This is a genomic window from Pseudonocardia sp. T1-2H (genome assembly GCF_038039215.1).
GTDB lineage: Bacteria > Actinomycetota > Actinomycetes > Mycobacteriales > Pseudonocardiaceae > Pseudonocardia.
Genome location: NZ_JBBPCL010000001.1, coordinates 4,617,691 through 4,636,470 on the forward strand (window position 1 = coordinate 4,617,691; position 18,780 = coordinate 4,636,470).

An 18,780-nucleotide genomic window follows, 5' to 3' on the forward strand; every position below is an offset into this window, starting at 1 on the left:
CGTCGCATGACCCAGACCGATCCGATGCGGATGCGCGAGGCCGTCGCCGAGTACGTCACCGCCCTGCACCGCTCCTACCTCGCCCAGGCGGACACGTTCCCGCCCGCCGCCCGCGGCCGGATGCCGTTGCTCACCGGCGGTCCGCTGCACGTGGTGGCGATCGGGGTGCGCAACCTGCACCTGCTCGCGACGCGGGAGGATCTCGGCCCGCTCCGCGGCCAGGAGGTGCAGCACACCGGCGCGCTGCCGGGCCTGCAGTGGACCCTCCGCTTCTACGACCCGGTCGTCGTGCCGGCACTCGGGCTGGTCGACGAGTCCGTCGAACCGCAGTACGCCGAGGTCAGACACGCTCTCGGGCTGCAGACGACCGTCTACCACGTGGTCGCGCAGCCCGGCTCGGGCCTGACGCCGCACCACGCGGGCCACGTCGGCTCGGGCCTGGCGAGCGGCCACTCGGCCGCGATCCGGGACTTCGACACCATCCGCAGCCGGGTCCGCGGCCGGGAGTCCCTCGTCGACGAGCTGGTGGGTGCCTCGGTGGCCGGCCTCCCCCGCGCCCAGGCGTTGCTGGCCCGCGCCATCGCCCCCCGGGACCCGGCGGTGGCGGCCCTGGCGGAGAGCGCGACGCCGGACCCGGACGAGGTCCGCAAGGCCCTCCTCACCTCCCTCGGCGGCCGCCGCGACTGGACCCCGAGGCCGCCGGAGCCCCCCTCATGACGGACGCCCCCCTCGCCACCGTCACCAACGCCGCCCGCCTCCTGAAGGCCTTCCGCACCCGCGAGGCCACCCTCGGCGTCTCGGAGCTCGCGCGACGCCTGGGCCTGCACAAATCCGTCGTCCACCGGCTCCTCGTCACCCTCGCGGGCGAGGGCATGATCGAGCAGGACCCGCACACCGGTGGTTACCGGCTCGGCGTCGTCATGGTCGAGCTCGGCGAGGCGGTCAAGGTCCACATGGACCTGCACGCCGCGGCCGGCCCGGTGCTCGCCCACCTGCGCGACGAGACCGGCGAGACCTGTCAGATCGGGGTGCTCGACGGCGTCGAGGTCGTCTACGTGGACCGCCTGGAGAGCGCCCACTCGCTGCGCCTGTTCACCGAGACCGGCCGCCGGGTCCCCGCGCACTGCACCAGTTCCGGGAAGGTGCTGCTCGCGCACCTGCCCGAGGCGGAGCGCGAGGACCGCCTCGCCGGGCCCTTCGCCGCGCTGACCCCGCACACGCTCGTCGAGCCCGGGACACTGCGGGACGAGCTCGCGACCGTCCGGGCCCGCGGCTGGGCGGAGGCGGTGGACGAGCGGGAGATCGGGATCGCGTCGATCGCGGCGCCCGTCCGGGACCGCTACGGCGACGTCGTCGCGGCCCTCTCGATCGGCGCCCCGGGAGCCCGGTTCGGCGCCGCGGCCCGGCGGCGGCATGCGCGCTCGCTCGTCGAGGCGGGGGAGGCGATCTCCCGGCGTCTGGGCTGGTCGCCCGAGCCCGCCGAACGCGACGGACGGGGTGCGTGAACGCGAGGCCACCGCGTGCCTCGACTCGCGCGACCGTGGGTTCCGGTGAGCGGAACGGGGGCGGTGACGAGGTGCGCCCCGGACGACAGGATGATCTCGGACTTCGAACGACGAGGAGAGGCCTGCGATGCCCGTGACGGACGCCCGCGAGAAGGCGCAGGCGCTGTACGACGCCCGCCGCACCCGCATCCCGATCCCGCCCTTCACCGACGACGACCCGTCGCTCGGCATGGCGGACGGCTACGCGGTGCAGAAGGAGCTGGTGGCGCTGCTCCTCGCGGACGGAGACAGCGTGGTCGGCTACAAGGTCGGTCTGACCTCGGAGCCGATGCAGAAGATGGTCGGCGTCGACTCCCCGGACTACGGCCCCGTCCTCGCCTCCACCGTCTACCGCGACGGGGACGAGATCCCGCTCGACCGGTTCATCGCGCCGAAGGTCGAGGCGGAGATCCTCTTCGTGCTCGGTGAGCGGCTGCAGGGCCCGGGCGTCACGGTGACGCAGGCCCGGGCCGCGATCGCCGGCGCCGTGGCGGGCATGGAGATCGTCGACTCGCGGATCGCGGACTGGCGGATCAAGCTCGCGGACACGGTCGCGGACCTGGCGTCGAACGGGGCGATGGCGACGTCGAGCCGGATCGTGCCGGTCGAGGACCTGGACACCCGGCTGATCGGGATGACCCTCACCCGCAACGGCGAGCTGATCGACACCGGCGCGGGTGCCGCGGCGCTCGGGGACCCGGTGGCGGTCGTCGCCTGGCTGGCGAACGTGCTGGGCGAGAACGGCATCGCGCTCGAACCCGGCCACCTGGTGATGACGGGCGCGCTGCACGCGGCGGTCCCGATGACGCCCGGCGACGTGTTCCGGGCCGAGTTCGACCGGCTGGGCCCGGTCACGATCCGCGTCGGCGCGGGAGGCAACGCATGAACGTGTCCGAACTCGCGGCCCGGCTGAGCAAGGCCGTCGCGGACCGCACCGCCATCGAGCAGCTCTCCGCGGACGTCCCCGAGCTCGACCTCACCACCGCCTACCAGGTGCAACGCGAGCTGCGCGACGCCGCGGGCCCGCTCGTCGGCTGGAAGCTCGGCGTCACGAGCCGGGCGAAGCAGGCGCAGGTCGGCGTCAGCGACCCGGTGTTCGGCTTCCTGGCCGGGGCCAACGCCGTCGACCTCGGGGAGCCGCTCGACACCTCCGCGCTGATCCAGCCGCGCTGCGAACCGGAGATCGTGTTCGTCCTGGGCCGTGACCTCGCCGGACCGCACGTCACGGCGTCCGACGTCGTCGCGGCCTCGTCCGGCGTGGCCGTCGGTATCGAGGTCCTCGACTCCCGCTACACCGACTACAGGTTCACGATGGCCGACGTCGTCGCGGACAACACGTCGGCCGGCCGGTTCGTGGTCGGCACGCCCGTCCCGCCCGGGTCGATCGACCTCCGGCTGGTCGGCGTGGTGCTGGAGAAGAACGGCAAGGTCGTCGCGACGGCGTCGGGGGCCGCCTCGCTCGGCCACCCGGCCGCCGCGGTGGCGTGGCTGGTCCGCCAGCTCGCCGCCGACGGCGAGGGGCTGAGCGCGGGCGAGATCGTGCTGTCCGGCGGCCTCACCGCCGCGGTCCCGGTGGCCCCGGGCGACGTGGTCGTCGCCTCGATCGACCGGCTCGGCACCGTCGAGCTCGGCTGCAGGTAGAGCCCACCTGTGCGCGTGGAACCTCGTTCTAGCGAGGTTTCACGCGCACAGGGCGGGGTGAGCAGGGAGGACGCGACATGCCGTTGATCCAGGTGACGATCGGGCGCGGGCGCACGCCGGAGCAGCTCCAGGCCCTGGGCCAGGCGCTGACCGACGCCGCCGAGAAATCGATCGGGGCGAAGCGCGAGTCCATCCGCGTGGTCCTCACCGAGTGCGAGCCGGAGCACTGGTTCGTGGGCGGCGAGACCCTCGCGGAGCTGCGGGCGTCCGGGCGCAGGTAGTGAGCCTGGTCCGGCTGGACGGTCCGGGCGTCGTCACCAGCGACGACGGCCGGACCTTCGCGGTGTTCGCCGACGCCGGCGGCTACCGGGTCACCGACGCGCTCTGCCCGCACAACAAGGGCCCCCTCGACCAGGGCTGGCTGCGTAGCGGAGAGGGACAGGGGCGCGGCGCGACCGTGACCTGCCCCTGGCACTGGTACCGCTTCGACCTCGAGACCGGCGAGTGCGACGCCTCGCCCCGGCACCGGCTCGGGGTCTACCCCGTGCTCGAGCGGGACGGGGCGTGGTTCGCGGACGTGGGCGAGCCCGCGGCGGCGCTGTCCTGGGCGGAGCGGCTCCGGGCGCACGCCCGCGGCGACGCCTGACCTGCAGGGACCCGCCCGCCGATCACCGAGGATCACGACGCCGTGACCCCGACGGCGGCTTGTCCGCACGCGCACGCCCTGGCTGGATGAGGGAATGCCCCGGCGTGCCCTGGTCCTCCTGCTGAGCTGTCTGACCCTGCTCGGCGTGGCCACGGCCGTCGCCCCGGCCGCCTCGGCGGACGCCGGGCCGGAGTACGTCGCCCTCGGGGACTCCTACGCCGCGGGCGTCGGCGCCTCCCCCGACGGCGTGAGCGGCGCCTGCCTGCGCAGCCCGCATTCCTACCCCGCCCTCTACGCCCGGCCCCGGCCGCTGACCCACGTCGCCTGCAGCGGCGCGACCACGGCCGACGTCCTGCGCCACCAGGTCGAGGCCGTCACCGCCACCACCGATCTGGTGACGATCACCGTCGGCGGCAACGACGCCGGCTTCTCCCCGGTGCTCACCACCTGCTCCACCGCCGCGGCGGACGAGACGTGCGCGCGGGCCGTCCGGGCCGGGGGGTCGGTCGCGCGCTTCGCGCTCCCGGTCGGGCTCGCCGCCGACTACGGGACGATCCGGCTGCGCGCGCCGCACGCCCGGATCGTCGTCCTCGGCTATCCCCGGCTCTTCGACGAGACGCCGAACTGTGCCGGCGTCCCGAACCAGGCCCGCAGGGTCCTGCTCAACCACGGCGCGGACACCCTGAACGCCGCGATCCGCAGGAGCGCGGCGCGCCTGGGTGCCGAGTTCGTCGACGTGCGCCCGGCGTTCGAGGGCCACGGGGTGTGCAGCGCGGACCCGTGGATCAACGGGCCGGCGGCGGCCGGCGCCTACCACCCGACGGCGCGCGGCTATGCGCTCGGCTACCTCCCCGCGCTGGTCGCCGCGGCGGCCTGACCAGGCCTACTGCTCCCGCGTGACCGCCGCCAGGACCGCGGCCAACGCCCCGTCCGCGAGCGCCCGCATCTCCTCGTCCGTCCGGTCCTGGATCGGGTGCGGGACGAAGACCGACGGCACCTCGCGATAGCCCAGCGCCTTGGCCTGAGCGGCGGCGGCCACGACGAACTCCGTGGACGCGAGGAAGGCCGCGATGACGCCCCGGCCCTCGAGGGCGGCGAAGTCGTGCACACTGCACGACGTGCAGGATCCTCAATCGGCGAGGGCCTCGATCACCACGTCGCACCGGGCGGTGATCTCGCGCCGCAGGTCCGGCGGCATCGGCTTGGCGAAGGTCGGCTTGGCGTAGCGGCGCACGGCGATCCCGCGGCCGGCCAGCAACTCCTCGAGCCGGTCGAGGAACACGTCCCCCCGCGCCTTGGCGATGTCCAGCAGCCCCACCCGCAGGCCGTCGAGCGACGCGGGCCGCTCCAGGGGGGTGCGCGAGTCCGGCGCCCGCTCGTCGGTCGGGTCCATGATCGTCAGCGCCACGGGTCCACCTCTCTCGTCACGGGCCGGCTGCCGCCGGGGCCGCCCGCCCATCCGCCGATCACGGCGGAGAACATCCCCGCCCCTCCCCCGGCGTGCACGATCTGCAGCCCACCGGGCCGGAACTTGGGGAGCGGACGGTCGGAGTCCGACACCGGGACGCCCTCCTCGATGCCGCCCGCCCCGCGCTCGATCTCGGCCCGGTCGAGCAGCAGGAGCGCATCCAGCTCGGCCGTCAACCGCGTGCGGTCCCAGCCCGCGGCCGCGAACACCCGCGCGTGCTCGGGGCAGACGACCAGCGTCGCGTCGAACCCGATCACCAGCTTGGGATGACAGACCGCGCGCAGGCCGAGCGCGAGCGAACGGGCCAGCGACTCCGGCGTCCGGGAGATCTGGTCCACCACGCCGCGCGGTCCCTCGGCCGCGAACACCGTGACCGCCGAGCGGCCCGGGGCGACGCCGTAGGTCTCGGCGAGGGGCTCCCACGGGGAGCCTTCCTCGTCCTCGGCGAAGCAGAAACCGATCTTGCCGGGGTGCCCGAGCGCGGCCCGGTCGACCTCGCCCGGGCGCCCGCCACCGACGTTGCGGATGACGAGCTGCAGCGCGCGGCCGATCGTCGAGTTCGCCCGGTTGCCCTGGCCGAGTGCGTTGCCCCGGGAGTTCATCCCGATCTCGGGCGCGACCGGGCCGTTGACCACGATGGCCGGGCCGGCGCCCCAGGTCGTCGCGAGCAGACCGTGGGCGTTGAACTCGTCCGTGCACGCGGCCTCGACGGCGGCAAGCACCACGGGCAGGTAGTCGGGCTTGCACCCGGCGAGGACGGCGTTGATCGCGACCTTCTCGACGGTCGCCTCGGCGAGGTTCGGTGGGATGACCGCGACCACCTCCGAGGGCGCCCGCGACGTGCCTTCCAGCATCCGCAGGACCCGGGCGGGGGTCGGCGCGACGACCGGCAGGCCGTCGGAGTATCCGCGGTCGAACATCGCCTCGGACTCGTCCTCCAGCTCCGCGATCTCCAGCCGGCGCGACGACAGCGTGCCGCCCCGGGTGCGGACCAGCAGCTCCTCGGCGACCTCCGGATCGTGGGTGCGCGACCCGCAACCCGGCCGGTGCTCCGGCAGGCCGGCGCCGAGGTCGTCGATCCCGGTGAGCGCGGCCCACGACGCGCGCAGCCACCCGACGGTCCGCTCCACCTCGACGCCGCCCGCGAAGCGGATCAGCGTGGGGACGGTGTCGATGTCGAGGGCGAGGCTGCCGTCCAGCGCGGTGTCGTCGCGCAGGTCGGCGACCCCAGCGGGGAACGCGGGGTCGTCCTGGGTGAACACGGCCACCTGCGGCAGCGCGGCGAGGACGGGTTCGACCAGCCGGCACGTCGGACAGTCCTGCTTGACGACGGCGACGAGCCCGTCGGACGGGAGCGCGACCGTCGGATCCGTCTGTGCCGACATGTGATCACGCTAGCCCGCCCGACGACGCGGGCACAGTCCACAGGACGGCCGGCCGGCGGTCAGTGGTCCGGCTCGTGCCCGACCACCCCGCCGTCGGACGTCGTGATCTCCCCGCTCCAGCCGCAGCCGCCGCACCAGCAGTAGAACCGGCGCTCGTCGGCCTCCCAGAACTCCGTCGCCATCGGGAACCGGGCGGCGCACCGCGGGCAGAACCGGGGGGCGTCGCGCCGGTGGGCGTCCGCGTCCTCGGTGAAGCGCCGGTCCGGGCGCGCCCCACCGGGTAGCTCGGAGACGCTCACCCCGCCTTCTCCGCCGCGATCTTGTCCGCCGCGGAGATGTGGATCTTCTTGATCGTGTCCAGCATCGGCGAGAAGCGGGTGGAGCCCATGTCGCAGAAGTCGAGGGCGAACTGGGCGCCGCCGGCGTGGAACTTGTCCTTCTCGCACGGCAGGTCGATGCGCTCGTGCTTCTCCCGGATGGTGCCGAGCGGGTCCTCCCCGCGCTCGACGAGCTCCATCTGCTCGCGGAACATCTTGCGCAGCATCGCGACCCCGATGTCGCTGCGGCCCAGGTGCTCCGTGGTCCGGTCGGTGATCGGCCCCTGCGTCACCCAGGCCATGAAGTCCTGGCCCTCGACGTAGTTGGTGACGTGCCGGCCGGACTTGTCGATCAGCGGCAGCTCGTAGTCCGGGATCTGCGGCTGCTCGACGTGCTCGTAGCCGTCCGGGGCGTGCACGGTGTAGAGGTAGAACCGCGTGGTGGTGCGGTTGACCGGGACGCGGATCTGCATCTGGTGGATCCCGCCGCCGCCGACCCGCATGTTGTACGGGAAGACGAGCGGATGGCCGACCTTCCAGTCGTCGTTCTCCTCCGAGGCACCCTTGAGCACGCGGCGCTTGATGATCCCCCACTCGAACGCGGTGAAGCCGATCTTCACGTGCTCCTTGCCGAACGACGCGGGCGCGGTGAAGCCCTCGTGCCGGCCGACGAACTCGAAGTACCGCCCGTGCAGGAACTCGACGTGGTGCGGGTCGACCGCGTTCTCCATGACCTGCACGTAGTTGCAGGGCAGGTCAGCCCAGCCGATGTCGCGGAAACCCTCCATGACGTAGGTGTCGAAGCGCGGCAGCTCCGGCGCAGGCATCGGGCCGACGTACGCCCAGATCAGCCCGCCCAGCTCCTCGACCTTCCCCGCCTGCGCCCGCACCCGGTCCTGGAAGTTCGTGTTGTCCTTCTCCGCGGGCTGCTCGGTGCACGCGCCGTCGGTGTCGAAGACCCAGCCGTGGTACGGGCAGCGCAGCCCGTCCGCCTCGACCACCCCGTAGGCCATCGACGCCTTCCGGTGCGGGCACGCCTCGGGCATGATCCCGTACCGGCCGCTCGGGCTCTTCCACAGCGCGAAGAACTCGCCGAGCAGCTCGACCCGCTTCACCGGGAACTCCTCGAGCTCGCGGGTGAACGCGACCGGGTACCAGTAGCGGCGGAGGACCTCTCCCATCCGCGTCCCGGCGTCGACCTGGGTCAGCTCGTCGTTCTGCTCGGCAGTGAGCATCTATCGCTCCTCGCGGTGGTGGGGGGTGCGCTGCGAGGAACGCTAGGTAGCGCCGGACGCCCGCGACAAGGAAGCTTTCCCGCATGGAGGGAAGGCCACGCACGGAGGGAAAGCCGTCCTGGGAGCTGACGTCGGTCCGCAACGCGGCCCGGCTGCTCAAGGAGTTCTCCAGGACGGACCGCGAGCTGGGCGTCTCCGAGCTGGCCCGCCGACTCGACCTCGCGACGTCCACCGTCCACCGGCTGCTCGCGACCCTCGCCGACGAGCGACTCCTCGAACGCGGCCGCGCCCCCGGCCGGTACCGGCTGGGCCTGGCCGTCTTCGACCTCGGCGCCGCCGTCGGGCCCAACCTGGACCTGCACGAGGCGGCGATGCCGGTCATGGCGACCCTGCGGGCGTCGACGGGCGAGACGGTCCAGCTGGCGGTCCTCGACGGCCTGGAGTCCGTCTACATCGACCGGCTCGAGAGCCCGCACACGGTCCGCATCTTCTCCCGCGTGGGCACCCGCCTCCCCGCGACGACGACGAGCACCGGCAAGGTCCTGCTCGCCGCCCTCCCCGCCGACGAGCTCGACGCCCGACTCGCCGGCTGGCGGCCGAGCCGGATCACCCCGCGCACGATCGTCGACGCGCGGGTGCTGCGGGCCCGGCTCCACGAGATCGCGGAGCGGGGCTGGGCGGAGAACAACGAGGAGAGCCGGGTGGGCGTCGTGTCCGTCGGGGCGCCGGTGCACGACGCCGACGGGACCGTGATCGCGGCGCTGAGCGTCGCCGCCCCGACGGACCGCGCTGCCCCGGACACGCTGCGTCGCATCCGTTCCGGCGTGATCGACGCCGCGGGGGTCGTGTCCCGGCGGATCGGCGTCCGGCCCGGGTGATCGGCGGCGGTCAGATCGTCAGGACGATCTTCCCCGTCGTCCGGCCCTGCTCGCCGAGCCGGTGCGCGTCCGCGGCCTGCGCCAGCGGGAACGTCTCCGCGACGAGAATCCGCAGCTTGCCCTCGGTGTACAGCGCGACGAGCTCGGCGAGCCCGCTGCCGCCTGCCCGCACGTAGGCGCCGGACGCGTTCACCCCGCGCTCCTGCGCCGCCTCCAGGGCGGCGGCGACCGCGACCGTCGGGAGGCAGATCAGCAGGCCACCGGGCTTGAGGATGTCGAAGGACCGGACCGCCGTCTCGCCCCCGACCAGGTCGTACACGAGGTCGACGGGCTCGACCACCTTCTCGAACGCCGTGCTCCGGTAGTCCACGACCTCGTCCGCGCCGAGCTCGCGGAGCAGCTCGTGCTTGGCCTCCGACGCCGTCCCGATCACGTGGGCGCCGCGGGCCTTGGCGATCTGCACGGCGAGGTGGCCCACCCCGCCCGCCGCGGCATGGATCAGCACGCGCTGCCCGGCCTCGAGCTTCCCGACGTCGACGAGGCTCTGCCAGGCCGTCATCCCGGCGAGCGGCAGGGCGGCGGCCTCGAGCACGGGCATGCCCTCCGGACGCGCGACGAAGTGCCCCGCCGGGGCCGTCACGTACTCGGCGTAGGCGCCGTCCGGGCTCGGGAACCGGGCCATGCCGAGGACCGCGTCGCCCTCCGCGAAGCCGTCGGCGGCCACGTCGACCACGCCGGCCGCGTCCCAGCCCACGATGAAGGGCTTGCCGCCGAAGGACTTCGCCGGCCCGCCGCCGCCGCGGGTCTTCCAGTCGATCGGGTTGACGCCGGCGGCCTCGACCCGCACCCGGATCTCGCCGGGCTCCGGCTCGGGCACCGGGACGTCGACGAGCTGAAGGACCTCGGGCCCACCGGTGGATCCACAGACGATCGCGCGCATGTCCGCTGTCTACCAGGTCCACGGACGACGATGATGCGCACTTCGCCGCTCGTGCGCGGAAAGCGTCGCCCTGGCAACGGTTTCCGCGCACGAGCCGCGTCAGCGGCCGGGGATCGGTTTCCCGCTGAAGACGAACTTCGTCGCGAGGGCGACCGGGTCGTAGGCCGCGGGTGTCTCCTCCTCGGACGTCACGGTCACGGGGCGGGACTGGACGATGCAGACCGGATCGCCGGGGCGGCGGTGCCGGTCGATCACCCACTCGATGTCCACCGGGTAGCCGTAGTGGTCCTCGATGCACCTGACGGCGTCGGCGATCGCGCCGATCTGCTCGTCGTCGAGGACCTGACGGTCCGCCAGCTTGGCGGGCATGTCGATCTCGGTGACCCGGCCCTCGGCGAAGTCGAACGCCGAGACGACCGCCTTGTGCGCGACGTTGTACTTGAGGATGCGGCCGTCGGCCTTGCCCACCTCCACGTGGTCGGGATCGACAAGGCCCTGGACGATCGCCTCGCCCCAGCCCCACGACGTCTCGATGACGATCCGGTCCGTCTTGCCCGTGACCGGGTGCACCGAGAACGCGACGCCCGACGCCCGGGCGTGGATCAGCTCGATCACGCCGACCGCGATCGGCATGTCGTGGTGGCTGATCCCCTTGCGGAGCCGGTACGCCAGCGCCCGTCCGGTGAACAGCGATCCCCAGCAGGCGCGGACGGCATCGAGGACCCGCTCCGGCCCGGAGACGCCGAGGTAGGTGTCGAAGATGCCGGCGAAGCTGGCGTCCGCGGCGTCCTCCCCGGTGGCCGACGAGCGCACCGCGGTGGGCACGTTGACGTCGACGCAGCGCAGGCAGAGCTCCTCGTAGGCCTCGACGATCTCGGCCCTCAGCCCCTCGGACACCGGGGTGGCCTCGAACATCGCGCGGATCTCCCGGGACGCGGCCTCCACCTCCGCGTCCGACGGCCCAGGTCCCGTCGGGCCGCCGCCCAGACCGTCGATCACCGCCTGCACCCGGGCGTCCAGCCCGGACGCCGCGCAGTGCCGCAGGTAGGCGCCGACGCTCACCGCGAACCCCTGGGGCACGCTCACCCCGGCGCGGTGCAGCTCGGTCAGCCGGCCGATCTTGGACCCGGCCGCGGCGACCGCGCTGTCCGTGTCCACCTCGTCGATCCAGACGATCGAGTCCGTGCTGTGTGCGGCCCCGTCGGTCTCCGGCTCCACCAGAACCCCCGTCATCCGGCGACCCCCGCCGTGTCTGCGGCAGTCGCTTCCGCGAGCTCGGCGGCCCGCTTGAGGATCGTGACCCTACCGTTCGTGCCGTCGACCTCGACCGTGTCGCCGTCCTTGATGGCGACGGTCGCGACACCGACCGCGGTCACCGTCGGGACGCCGTACTCCCGGCCGACGATCGCCGCGTGCGAGAGCATCCCGCCGCCGTCGCAGACCGCGCCGGCGATCTTGCCGAACGCCGGGGTCCAGCTCGGCGACGTCGACTCGCACACCAGGATCGACCCCGGCTCGAGGCGGTGCATGTCGTCGCTGGACTGCAGGACGCGGGCGATGCCCGTCGCCATGCCCTTGGCCGCCGCGACCCCGGCCAGCGTGGTCTCCTCGGCCGCGTTCGGGTTCTGCACCGCGCGGATCGCCGCGGGGTTGAGCCCGAAGATCTCGATGAGCACCGGGTCCTCGACGGTGTCCGGGACCGTGCCGAGCACCTTGGGCATCGACGAGCGCAGCGCGCCCCAGTGGTCGAAGTACTGGCGGCGGTCGGCGACCAGGCTCTTCGCTCGCCCTGGTAGGGCTTGCCGTTCGCGACGTCCTGCAGCTCGGGCCAGAACAGGTAGAGCAGGTCGTCCTTGTGGTCGGCGCCGAGCCGGTTCGCCAGCTCCTGCGAGATCCGCCGGAGCGGGATCATGACCTTGAGGTCGATGTAGAAGTTGTGGTCGTCCTGCCACCACGGGAAGTTCGCGTCGAGGTTGGACTGCAGGCCGGCGTCGAAGACCGCCTGCTCCTCCTTGGTCAGCCCCGAGCGCGCCGTGTCGATCGCGGCCTCCCGCTCGGCCATCGCGTTGCGGGCGGCCGCCTCGAAGTCGTGGTCCTCCTCCTTGAGGACGAAGGTCTTGATCAGGTCGAGCGGGATCGTGTTGTCCTCGATCCAGCTGGGCACGCCGACGTCGCAGGTCGCCTCCTGGCGGTGGCCGTAGACCTGCAGGAAGTCGTCGAAGTCGGTGAGCCACACCGACGCGGCACCGCCGTGGGCCGAGAGCGCGGCCCGCAGGTTGCCACCGGTGTGGTCCGCGAACACCTGGCCGAGACCGGCCTGCCGGGCCTTGATCGCGAGCTTGTAGAGCTCCCGGTCGGTCTCCATGATCTTGGTGTCCTCGCCCTGGAGGAACTTGCCGATGTCGGCGGTGTTGATGCCCATCTCGGCACACGCCCCGTAGAAGCCCAGGAAGTTCACCAGCAACGGGTACATCACTCCGAAGTGGATCTCCATCGAGCGCTGGTGGTAGCGCCGGGCCTGGTTGAGCAGGGTCGGGAAGTCAGCGGTGGGCGCGGTGGTGAGGTCGATGCCCTGGAAGTACTGCCACGTGGCCTCCAGCTCGTCGCGGCCCGCCGCCCACGTCTGCTTGTAGTTCTGCAGGAACCGGGGGAGGTTCGTGCCGAGCCGGTTGGCCCGGGCCCCGATCTCGCGGGGGTCGGACTCGGGGATCGCGGAGCCGTAGAGGTGGGTGCCCGCGAAGCGGGACGTGATGCCACGCCCGGGCGGCAGCGGCAGCGCCTCGGCGGCGTGCTGGGTGCCCCAGCAGTAGCCGTCCTGCCCCCAGGCGAAGGCGGCAAGCGGGGTCATCCCGCGCGACCAGTGGAAGTCGAGGTACCAGAACTTGTCCTCGTCCGCACTCGTGAACGGCCCGGTGCCGTCGACGATGTAGGGCGAGGCGATGTGCTCGGGCTTGAAGCCCGGGTACCACTCACCCGTGTAGGGCTCGACTGGGACGACGTTGGCCATGACGATCTCCTGGAGGCTCGCGGTTGCGCAGGACCGTGACAGGCGCCACAACCCCCTCACAACCACCCCGTTCCGCCCTGCCGAACGCTCAAGTCCGTTCGCTCAGGCCGAACGGCGCCCTGTCGGGCCGCTGACCAGCGGATCTAGTTTCGGCGTCATGCTCAGCGCGGAGAAGAACCGACGGCTCACCCAGGTCGGACCGGGCACACCCATGGGTGAGCTGTTGCGCCGCTACTGGTGGCCCGTCGCCACCCACGACATGGCCACGCGCGTCCCGGTGAAGCGCCGGCTGCTCGGCGAGGACCTCGTCCTCTACCGGGACGGGAACGGGACCGTCGGGCTGCTGGCCGAGCAGTGCCCGCACCGCCGGGCCGCGCTGTGGCTCGGCTGCACCGAACAGGAAGGGCTGCGCTGCGGGTACCACGGCTGGCGCTTCGACGCGTCGGGGCAGTGCCTCGAGCAGCCCGGCGAACCCGCGGAGTCGACCTTCAAGGACCGGATTCGGGCGACCGCATATCCGGTGCAGGAGCTGGGCGGGCTGGTCTTCGCCTACCTCGGCCCCGCGCCCGCGCCGGGCTTCCCCGCTACGACCTCTTCGTGTGGGAGGACGCCTGGCGGGACATCGGGCACGCCGAGCTGCCCTGCAACTTCGTGCAGATCATGGAGAACTCGGTCGACCCGTACCACGTCGAGTGGCTGCACGGCCGGTACGGATCGTTCCTCCGGGAGCTCGACGGCCGCGGCGGACCCCTGCCCGTCGTCACGAAGAAGCACGTCAAGGTGGCCTTCGAGGTCTTCGAGCACGGCATCCTCAAACGCCGGGTGCTCGAGGGGCACACCGAGGAGGACGAGGACTGGAAGGTCGGGCACCCGCTCGTCTTCCCGCACATGCTCCGGGTCGGGGCGGCCGGGCTGGCCACCTTCCAGATCCGCGTCCCGATCGACGACGAGAACACCTGGCACGTCTGGTACCAGACGTACCGGCCCGAGGGCGGGGCGCCGCCGCAGGAGTCCGTGCCGGTCTACGAGGTGCCGCTGCGCGACGAGAAGGGCGAGTACCTGCGGGACTACGTCGACGGACAGGACATCGTCGCGTGGATCACCCAGGGCCGGGTGTCCGACCGGACCCAGGAGCACCTCGGGAAGTCCGACCTGGGCGTCATCCTGCTGCGCAAGCTCTACGCGGAGCAGATGGACCGGGTCGCGTCCGGGCTCGACCCGCTGTGCACCTACCGGGAGCCGCACGACGTGATCGACCTGCCGATGGAGAAGGACAAGTTCGGCTCCGCGGTGGAGTTCCGGCAGCTCTGGACCCGGGAGAGCTCGATCCGCTACTCCCCCATCAAGGACGAGATCTTCGAGCTGTTCGGGGACCCCGTGCCCGCCTGGGTGTCATGAGCTTCTGTCCCGGCTGCGGGGCCTCGCTCGACGCGGAGGCCAGCTTCGTGCAGGAGTTCTGGTCGGGCGCGGACCGGAACTTCCTGTGCTGGTGCGCGGCCTGCGACCTGCTGTCCACCGTCGTCCTGCCGGCGATGATCGTCTCCCACGAACCGGAGCACTGATGAACGCTTTGCTGCTCGACGTCGGCGGGGTGATCTTCCGGTCCGGCTCCGAGATGCTCGAGGTGCTCGGCGCCCGCGAGCCGGCCGCCCGCGCGGTCACCGCCCGCCGCGGGCCCCTCGGCCCGGAGCCGGACCCGGACTGGGCGGCGATGCTGCGCGAGGAGATCACCGAGCGCGAGTACTGGGCGCGGCGCTGCGCGGAGGTCGGCGGGGCGCTCGGCCGGGACTGGTCGATGCACGAGTTCATGCACGCCCTCTACGACCTCTCCGGCGAGGAGCTGATCCGGCCCGGGGCCGCCGCCCTGATCGCCGACGCCCGGGCCGACGGAGTGCCGGTCGGGGTCCTGACCAACGACCTGAAGGCCTTCCACGGTGCCGCCATGGCCTCGCATCCGGTGTTCGAGCAGGTCGACGTCCTGGTCGACGCCTCGGTCACCGGGATCCTCAAGCCCGATCCCCGCGCCTACGCCCTCGCGATCGCGAAGCTTGGCGTGCCCCCGCAGGACATCGTCTTCGTCGACGACATGCCCTGGAACGCCGCCGGGGCGCGCCGCGCGGGCCTGCGGGCGATCCAGCTGGACCTGCTCGACCCCGACCTGGCGTTCCTCACCGCCCGCGCCGCTCTGGGCCTGAAGATGGCAGCGTGAGCAGCGAGGTCGCGGTGGTGGTCGGGGCGTCCGGCGCGCTCGGGTCCGCGATCACGAGGCGGCTGGTCGACGCGGGGTTGCCCGTCGTCGCCGTCGCCCGGAAGGCGCCTGCGGACGGGCCCGGCGTCACCGGATGCGCGGCGGACATCGGCACGGAGGAGGGCGCCGCCGCGATCGCCGACGCCGTCGGCGGCCGACCGGTGCGGATGGTCGTGCAGGCGGCGGGGCTGCCGGCCACCGGGCCGCTGGAGACGATCGACCCGGACGCGCTCGGACACGTCGTCGCGCTCAAGGTGGGCGGGCTCCTCCGGCTGGTCCGGGCCGTCGACGGCCGGCTCCGGGAGGGCTCGCGGATCGTCGCGCTGGGCGGGCACTTCGGCAGCGAGCCCGCGCCCTACGCGTGCGCCGCGGGCGTCACCAACGCGGGCCTGGCCAACCTCGTCCGCCAGCTCGCCGTCGCCTACGGGCCGCGCGGGGTCACCGTGCACCTCGTCGCGCCCGGTCCGGCGGACACCCCGCGGCTGCGCGGGCTCGCCGGACAGGCCGCGCAGCGCCGCGGGGTGGCGGTGGAGGACGTGCTGGCGGAGCGGGCCGCGGAGTCCCCGCTGGGGCGTCTGGTCACGCCGGAGGAGGTGGCGTGGGCGGTCACGTCGCTGCTCGCGCCGGAGGCCTCGGCCCTGCACGGGGCCACCCTGGCACTCGACCTCGGCGCCCGGAAGGGGCTGTTCTGACGGGGCCGGGTAGACCTCCCCGTCCGCTCACGGCCGGATCATGCCCTCCAGCGCCGCCCGGGCGGCAGCGTCCCGCGCCGCGATCCGCTGGAGGTCCTCGGCCAGCGCGCGTAGCCACTCGTCGACGCCGAGGGGTCGCCTGCTGATCACCACGCCCCGCACGACCTGACGCAGCTCCGCGGTCAGCGTCCCGTGAGCCGCCTCCCGCAGCTCGAGATCGCGCTCGTGGCCGTGCACCACCATCGCCACGGCCCGGCCCTCCCGCCCGGCGAGCCGGTCCGACAGCCCCCGCCGGTACTCCACCTCGACCATGCCCGGGGGCAGCGCATCCGCCAGCGCACCGGTGAGCACCCGCGCCTGCGACGCGACGTCCGCCCGGTCCGCGCGGAGCATCGCCGCGAGGAGCTGGACGTCCCCGAGGGGGCCCAGACCGCTGGGTTCTCCGGCGTTCATTGGTCCGTGAGGGGCAGGACGAGCTGCGGTGTCGGGATCCGGTGGTCCGGGCGCAGCGGGCGCACGGCCGTCCCGATCGCGAAGAACTCCGTGGTGTGCCCGCCCCAGCGGTGCCCGTGCGAGAGCAGTTGCACCCCGACGATGCCCTCGGCGTGCAACTGCTCGGCCTCGGTCTGCATCCGGCTCATCGCGAGCTCGCGCGCGTCGTAGAGGGCCTCGGTGAACTGCGGGAGCTCCACGTTCTGCCCGATGTTGCCCATCGCCTGCCAGAACCGCTGGTGGGCGATGTGGTAGACGCAGGAGCCCATCGTCATCCCGAGCGGGGCGTAGCCGGCCTGGATCAGCGTCCAGAAGTCCTGCCCGGACAGGTCGGAGGTGAACGGCTGGTTCTTGTTGTTGCGCCAGGAGTGGCCGTCCGGCGTCATCGGCTCGTCCGCCTTCACCGCGGTGCCCACGGCGATGAACTCGGCGAGGTCCGAGCCGAACTCCTTGAACTCGATGTCCAGGCGCACGCCGACGATCCCGTCCGCGCCGAGCTGGTCCGCCTCGGCCTCCATCCGGGTCATCGCGAGCTCGCGGGCGTGGTACATCGCCTGGGACAGGACCGTGAGCTCCTGGTTCTTGTTCCACCGGCCCATCTGGAACCCGACGTGGTAGATGCTGGAGCCGAGGACGAGCCCGAGCGGGCGGAAACCCGCCTCCCGGACCAGCAGGAACTCGTTGACCGAGAGGTCGGAGGTGAACAGGCTGGTCGGCTGGCCCGGGCGCATCTCGGCGAGCCGGCGCATCGCGTCGTCGGGGATGCGCTGCTCGGTGGGGTCGGCGGTCACGCGGACGTCCTTCCGGAACGGGGGCTCATCGAAGAGGCAGGTAGGTCAGGGACCGGGTCGGCGCCGCCGGCCCGGCGTGGAAGCGGACCAGCGACGTGCCGAACACGGTCGCCTCCGCGACGTGGTCCCGGTGGTTCTCCCCGGGCTCGATCTCCCACGTCCGCAGACCCATCGACGAGACGATCGCGCCCTCGGCACCGGTGGCCCGCACGTGCGCGGCGAAGCGCTGCCGGGCGTCCGCACGGGCGTGGGTGACCAGCTCGGTGTACCCGGTGACCTCCACGTTCCCGGCACCCCAGGACGACTGCTGGCGGGTGGCCCAGTCGTCGTGCCGGATGGCGACGGAGATGCCGAAGACCAGGTCCGTGGGCATCCATCCCGCTCGCAGGAGCTTCGCGACGTCCGTCGCCGCCAGGGTGGTGCCGAAGACGCGGGCGGGCCGCGTCCGGCTGCGTGCCCGGACGGCGGTGCCGAGCGCCGTGAACTCGCGGGTGCCGCCCTCCATGTGGTCCTGGCGCACCGTCACGCCGACGACGCCGTCCGCGCCGATCGCGCTCGCCTCCTGTGCCATGCGGTGCATCGCGGTGGCGTAGCCGTGGTCGAGCGCAGCGACGTAGGGACCGAACCCGGCGAACCGCTGCCGGTCCGACGACGTGATCGTCGGCGCCGAGCCGTCGGAGAACGCGCCCCAGCCGGTGTACCCGCAGCCGCGGTACCCGGCCCAGCCGATCTGCTGCACGATGCTGCCCATCACCTCGCCCACCGGATCGAAGCCGGCGGCGGTGAGCCCGAAGGCGGCCGGGGCGGTCAGCAGCGATGTCCAGGCCCCGCCCGCGGCGGCGCGCCGCACCCGTTCCGCGGCGACGGGCGGCAGGCCCCGTCCGTCCCAGTCGGCCATCCGCGACCCCCGTCCGTCACGATCGACACTAGTGCCGCGAACGCCTCGGCGTGGGGAACGGGAAAGACCTCCCGAAGTGCGCCGATGCTCCCGATCGTCCGGCCTCGTCCGCACCCGGCACGTGACGCCCCCGTGCCTGGGCCGCTACCGCTCTTCCCGGGTCGGCTCGACTCGAGACCCCGCGCGGGCGTCGATCTCCGCCCTGCGTGCCGCCGCGGCGGGGACGCCGCCGATCCCCAGTCCGCCGCGTCGACCGGGACGATCTGCCCGCGGACCAGGGACCGTTCGCAGCCCAGCTGCGCGACGAGGACGTCGGTGAGCGCGGCGAGCAGCCGCGCGCGCTGATCGGCGGGGCGGTCGGCGAGCACCAGCGCGGTGAACCACGGGGCCTCGAGGCCGATCTCCCCACCCGTCGCCCAGTGTTTGGGCGCGTGCGGCACGACGGCCGCGCGGATCCGTCCGACCGGGGACCCCAGGACGGCCGCGTACCGCTCGGTCAGCGCGGCGAGCATCCCCGCCAGGCGCTCGGGCGGGTGTCGGCCGTCGAGCAGGTGGACCGTCACGATGGGCACGCCGGCGACGCTAGGCGCGCGCGACG

At 73.2% G+C, this 18,780-nt stretch carries 23 protein-coding genes and 2 pseudogenes; 14 read left to right on the plus strand and 11 right to left on the minus strand.

What is annotated here, in order from left to right; genetic code table 11:
• Positions 1 to 6 precede the first annotated feature (6 nt).
• The 7 genes and pseudogenes from WBK50_RS22745 to WBK50_RS22775 all read left to right on the plus strand — a co-directional run bounded on the left by WBK50_RS22745 (position 7) and on the right by WBK50_RS22775 (position 4,708).
• A complete protein-coding gene (locus WBK50_RS22745; protein ID WP_341337544.1) occupies positions 7 to 717 on the plus strand; it encodes a hypothetical protein in 711 nt (236 codons plus the stop codon).
• Positions 714 to 1,505: an IclR family transcriptional regulator gene (locus tag WBK50_RS22750; RefSeq protein WP_341337545.1), complete on the plus strand. Its 792-nt coding sequence runs from the start codon at positions 714 to 716 to the stop codon at positions 1,503 to 1,505. The genes WBK50_RS22745 and WBK50_RS22750 overlap by 4 nt, the downstream gene beginning before the upstream one ends.
• 127 nt (positions 1,506 to 1,632) lie before the next feature.
• Positions 1,633 to 2,430, plus strand: coding sequence for a 2-keto-4-pentenoate hydratase (locus tag WBK50_RS22755; RefSeq protein WP_341337546.1), 798 nt, complete (start codon positions 1,633 to 1,635; stop codon positions 2,428 to 2,430).
• Positions 2,427 to 3,185: a 2-keto-4-pentenoate hydratase gene (locus WBK50_RS22760; RefSeq protein WP_341337547.1), complete on the plus strand. Its 759-nt coding sequence runs from the start codon at positions 2,427 to 2,429 to the stop codon at positions 3,183 to 3,185. The genes WBK50_RS22755 and WBK50_RS22760 overlap by 4 nt, the downstream gene beginning before the upstream one ends.
• A 56-nt stretch (positions 3,186 to 3,241) precedes the next feature.
• Positions 3,242 to 3,466 (plus strand): annotated as a pseudogene (locus WBK50_RS22765) (tautomerase family protein); the annotation flags it as partial.
• The gene (locus tag WBK50_RS22770; protein WP_341337548.1) at positions 3,466 to 3,831 is read left to right on the plus strand and encodes a Rieske (2Fe-2S) protein; all 366 of its coding nucleotides are present in this window, start codon (positions 3,466 to 3,468) and stop codon (positions 3,829 to 3,831) included. The pseudogene WBK50_RS22765 and the gene WBK50_RS22770, both read left to right, overlap by 1 nt.
• A 94-nt stretch (positions 3,832 to 3,925) precedes the next feature.
• A complete protein-coding gene (locus tag WBK50_RS22775) occupies positions 3,926 to 4,708 on the plus strand; it encodes an SGNH/GDSL hydrolase family protein (protein WP_341337549.1) in 783 nt (260 codons plus the stop codon).
• Between the two features lie 6 nt (positions 4,709 to 4,714).
• On the opposite strand, the gene WBK50_RS22780 is transcribed toward WBK50_RS22775, so the two are convergent.
• Genes WBK50_RS22780 through WBK50_RS22795 form a run of 4 tightly spaced genes read right to left on the minus strand, consistent with a single transcriptional unit; the run spans position 4,715 to position 8,236 of the window.
• Positions 4,715 to 5,224 (minus strand): UGSC family (seleno)protein, encoded by a 510-nt coding sequence (locus WBK50_RS22780; protein WP_341339482.1) that lies wholly within the window; start codon positions 5,222 to 5,224, stop codon positions 4,715 to 4,717.
• 5 nt (positions 5,225 to 5,229) lie between these two features.
• A complete protein-coding gene (locus tag WBK50_RS22785; RefSeq protein WP_341337550.1) occupies positions 5,230 to 6,684 on the minus strand; it encodes a thioredoxin family protein in 1,455 nt (484 codons plus the stop codon).
• Positions 6,685 to 6,743: 59 nt separating this feature from the next.
• On the minus strand, positions 6,744 to 6,983 hold the full coding sequence (locus WBK50_RS22790) for a hypothetical protein (protein ID WP_341337551.1): 240 nt from the start codon (positions 6,981 to 6,983) through the stop codon (positions 6,744 to 6,746).
• The gene (locus WBK50_RS22795; protein WP_341337552.1) at positions 6,980 to 8,236 is read right to left on the minus strand and encodes a Rieske 2Fe-2S domain-containing protein; all 1,257 of its coding nucleotides are present in this window, start codon (positions 8,234 to 8,236) and stop codon (positions 6,980 to 6,982) included. Before WBK50_RS22795 ends, WBK50_RS22790 begins: the two co-directional genes overlap by 4 nt.
• An 83-nt stretch (positions 8,237 to 8,319) precedes the next feature.
• Between WBK50_RS22795 and WBK50_RS22800 the strand changes: the two genes are divergently transcribed.
• Positions 8,320 to 9,114 carry an IclR family transcriptional regulator gene (locus WBK50_RS22800; protein ID WP_341337553.1) on the plus strand — a complete coding sequence of 265 codons (795 nt, stop codon included), beginning with the start codon at positions 8,320 to 8,322 and terminating at the stop codon, positions 9,112 to 9,114.
• Between the two features lie 10 nt (positions 9,115 to 9,124).
• On the opposite strand, the gene WBK50_RS22805 is transcribed toward WBK50_RS22800, so the two are convergent.
• The 3 genes from WBK50_RS22805 to WBK50_RS22815 form a co-directional block, all read right to left on the minus strand.
• Positions 9,125 to 10,054: an NADP-dependent oxidoreductase gene (locus tag WBK50_RS22805; protein WP_341337554.1), complete on the minus strand. Its 930-nt coding sequence runs from the start codon at positions 10,052 to 10,054 to the stop codon at positions 9,125 to 9,127.
• A 99-nt stretch (positions 10,055 to 10,153) separates the two neighbouring features.
• On the minus strand, positions 10,154 to 11,287 hold the full coding sequence (locus tag WBK50_RS22810) for a PEP/pyruvate-binding domain-containing protein (protein ID WP_341337555.1): 1,134 nt from the start codon (positions 11,285 to 11,287) through the stop codon (positions 10,154 to 10,156).
• Positions 11,284 to 11,775, minus strand: coding sequence for a PEP-utilizing enzyme (locus WBK50_RS22815; protein WP_341337556.1), 492 nt, complete (start codon positions 11,773 to 11,775; stop codon positions 11,284 to 11,286). Before WBK50_RS22815 ends, WBK50_RS22810 begins: the two co-directional genes overlap by 4 nt.
• Positions 11,776 to 11,909: 134 nt before the next feature.
• Between WBK50_RS22815 and WBK50_RS22820 the strand changes: the two genes are divergently transcribed.
• From WBK50_RS22820 to WBK50_RS22845, 6 genes and pseudogenes are all read left to right on the plus strand, one after another.
• Positions 11,910 to 13,100, plus strand: a complete 1,191-nt coding sequence (locus WBK50_RS22820) for a hypothetical protein (protein ID WP_341337557.1) — start codon at positions 11,910 to 11,912, stop codon at positions 13,098 to 13,100.
• 220 nt (positions 13,101 to 13,320) lie between these two features.
• Positions 13,321 to 13,479: pseudogene (locus WBK50_RS22825) on the plus strand (Rieske 2Fe-2S domain-containing protein); the annotation flags it as partial.
• Between the two features lie 179 nt (positions 13,480 to 13,658).
• A complete protein-coding gene (locus tag WBK50_RS22830) occupies positions 13,659 to 14,459 on the plus strand; it encodes a hypothetical protein (protein ID WP_341337558.1) in 801 nt (266 codons plus the stop codon).
• Positions 14,456 to 14,623 (plus strand): hypothetical protein, encoded by a 168-nt coding sequence (locus WBK50_RS22835; RefSeq protein ID WP_341337559.1) that lies wholly within the window; start codon positions 14,456 to 14,458, stop codon positions 14,621 to 14,623. The genes WBK50_RS22830 and WBK50_RS22835 overlap by 4 nt, the downstream gene beginning before the upstream one ends.
• Positions 14,623 to 15,270, plus strand: a complete 648-nt coding sequence (locus WBK50_RS22840) for an HAD-IA family hydrolase (protein WP_341337560.1) — start codon at positions 14,623 to 14,625, stop codon at positions 15,268 to 15,270. The genes WBK50_RS22835 and WBK50_RS22840 overlap by 1 nt, the downstream gene beginning before the upstream one ends.
• The gene (locus WBK50_RS22845) at positions 15,267 to 16,001 is read left to right on the plus strand and encodes an SDR family NAD(P)-dependent oxidoreductase (RefSeq protein WP_341337561.1); all 735 of its coding nucleotides are present in this window, start codon (positions 15,267 to 15,269) and stop codon (positions 15,999 to 16,001) included. Before WBK50_RS22840 ends, WBK50_RS22845 begins: the two co-directional genes overlap by 4 nt.
• A gap of 27 nt (positions 16,002 to 16,028) precedes the next feature.
• Here the strand turns inward: WBK50_RS22845 and WBK50_RS22850 are convergent, their stop codons facing one another.
• The 4 genes from WBK50_RS22850 to WBK50_RS22865 are packed head-to-tail and all read right to left on the minus strand — an operon-like array spanning position 16,029 to position 18,754.
• Positions 16,029 to 16,454 (minus strand): hypothetical protein, encoded by a 426-nt coding sequence (locus WBK50_RS22850; protein WP_297501944.1) that lies wholly within the window; start codon positions 16,452 to 16,454, stop codon positions 16,029 to 16,031.
• On the minus strand, positions 16,451 to 17,284 hold the full coding sequence (locus WBK50_RS22855; RefSeq protein WP_341337562.1) for a heavy metal-binding domain-containing protein: 834 nt from the start codon (positions 17,282 to 17,284) through the stop codon (positions 16,451 to 16,453). Before WBK50_RS22855 ends, WBK50_RS22850 begins: the two co-directional genes overlap by 4 nt.
• Before the next feature lie 25 nt (positions 17,285 to 17,309).
• Positions 17,310 to 18,182, minus strand: coding sequence for a heavy metal-binding domain-containing protein (locus WBK50_RS22860; RefSeq protein WP_341337563.1), 873 nt, complete (start codon positions 18,180 to 18,182; stop codon positions 17,310 to 17,312).
• Positions 18,092 to 18,754, minus strand: a complete 663-nt coding sequence (locus tag WBK50_RS22865) for a tautomerase family protein (RefSeq protein WP_341337564.1) — start codon at positions 18,752 to 18,754, stop codon at positions 18,092 to 18,094. Before WBK50_RS22865 ends, WBK50_RS22860 begins: the two co-directional genes overlap by 91 nt.
• Positions 18,755 to 18,780: the final 26 nt, after the last annotated feature.

Excerpts from the sequence above, each read along its gene's own strand:
- WBK50_RS22840 (WP_341337560.1), top strand. The coding sequence starts at position 14,623 with ATGAACGCTTTGCTGCTCGACGTCGGCGGGGTGATCTTCCGGTCCGGC.
- WBK50_RS22760 (WP_341337547.1), top strand. The coding sequence starts at position 2,427 with ATGAACGTGTCCGAACTCGCGGCCCGGCTGAGCAAGGCCGTCGCGGAC.
- WBK50_RS22750 (WP_341337545.1), top strand. The coding sequence starts at position 714 with ATGACGGACGCCCCCCTCGCCACCGTCACCAACGCCGCCCGCCTCCTG.
- WBK50_RS22755 (WP_341337546.1), top strand. The coding sequence starts at position 1,633 with ATGCCCGTGACGGACGCCCGCGAGAAGGCGCAGGCGCTGTACGACGCC.
- WBK50_RS22860 (WP_341337563.1), bottom strand. The coding sequence starts at position 18,182 with ATGGCCGACTGGGACGGACGGGGCCTGCCGCCCGTCGCCGCGGAACGG.
- WBK50_RS22810 (WP_341337555.1), bottom strand. The coding sequence starts at position 11,287 with ATGACGGGGGTTCTGGTGGAGCCGGAGACCGACGGGGCCGCACACAGC.
- WBK50_RS22795 (WP_341337552.1), bottom strand. The coding sequence starts at position 8,236 with ATGCTCACTGCCGAGCAGAACGACGAGCTGACCCAGGTCGACGCCGGG.
- WBK50_RS22850 (WP_297501944.1), bottom strand. The coding sequence starts at position 16,454 with ATGAACGCCGGAGAACCCAGCGGTCTGGGCCCCCTCGGGGACGTCCAG.
- WBK50_RS22745 (WP_341337544.1), top strand. The coding sequence starts at position 7 with ATGACCCAGACCGATCCGATGCGGATGCGCGAGGCCGTCGCCGAGTAC.
- WBK50_RS22775 (WP_341337549.1), top strand. The coding sequence starts at position 3,926 with ATGCCCCGGCGTGCCCTGGTCCTCCTGCTGAGCTGTCTGACCCTGCTC.
- WBK50_RS22835 (WP_341337559.1), top strand. The coding sequence starts at position 14,456 with ATGAGCTTCTGTCCCGGCTGCGGGGCCTCGCTCGACGCGGAGGCCAGC.
- WBK50_RS22800 (WP_341337553.1), top strand. The coding sequence starts at position 8,320 with ATGGAGGGAAGGCCACGCACGGAGGGAAAGCCGTCCTGGGAGCTGACG.
- WBK50_RS22815 (WP_341337556.1), bottom strand. The coding sequence starts at position 11,775 with ATGCCCAAGGTGCTCGGCACGGTCCCGGACACCGTCGAGGACCCGGTG.
- WBK50_RS22785 (WP_341337550.1), bottom strand. The coding sequence starts at position 6,684 with ATGTCGGCACAGACGGATCCGACGGTCGCGCTCCCGTCCGACGGGCTC.
- WBK50_RS22805 (WP_341337554.1), bottom strand. The coding sequence starts at position 10,054 with ATGCGCGCGATCGTCTGTGGATCCACCGGTGGGCCCGAGGTCCTTCAG.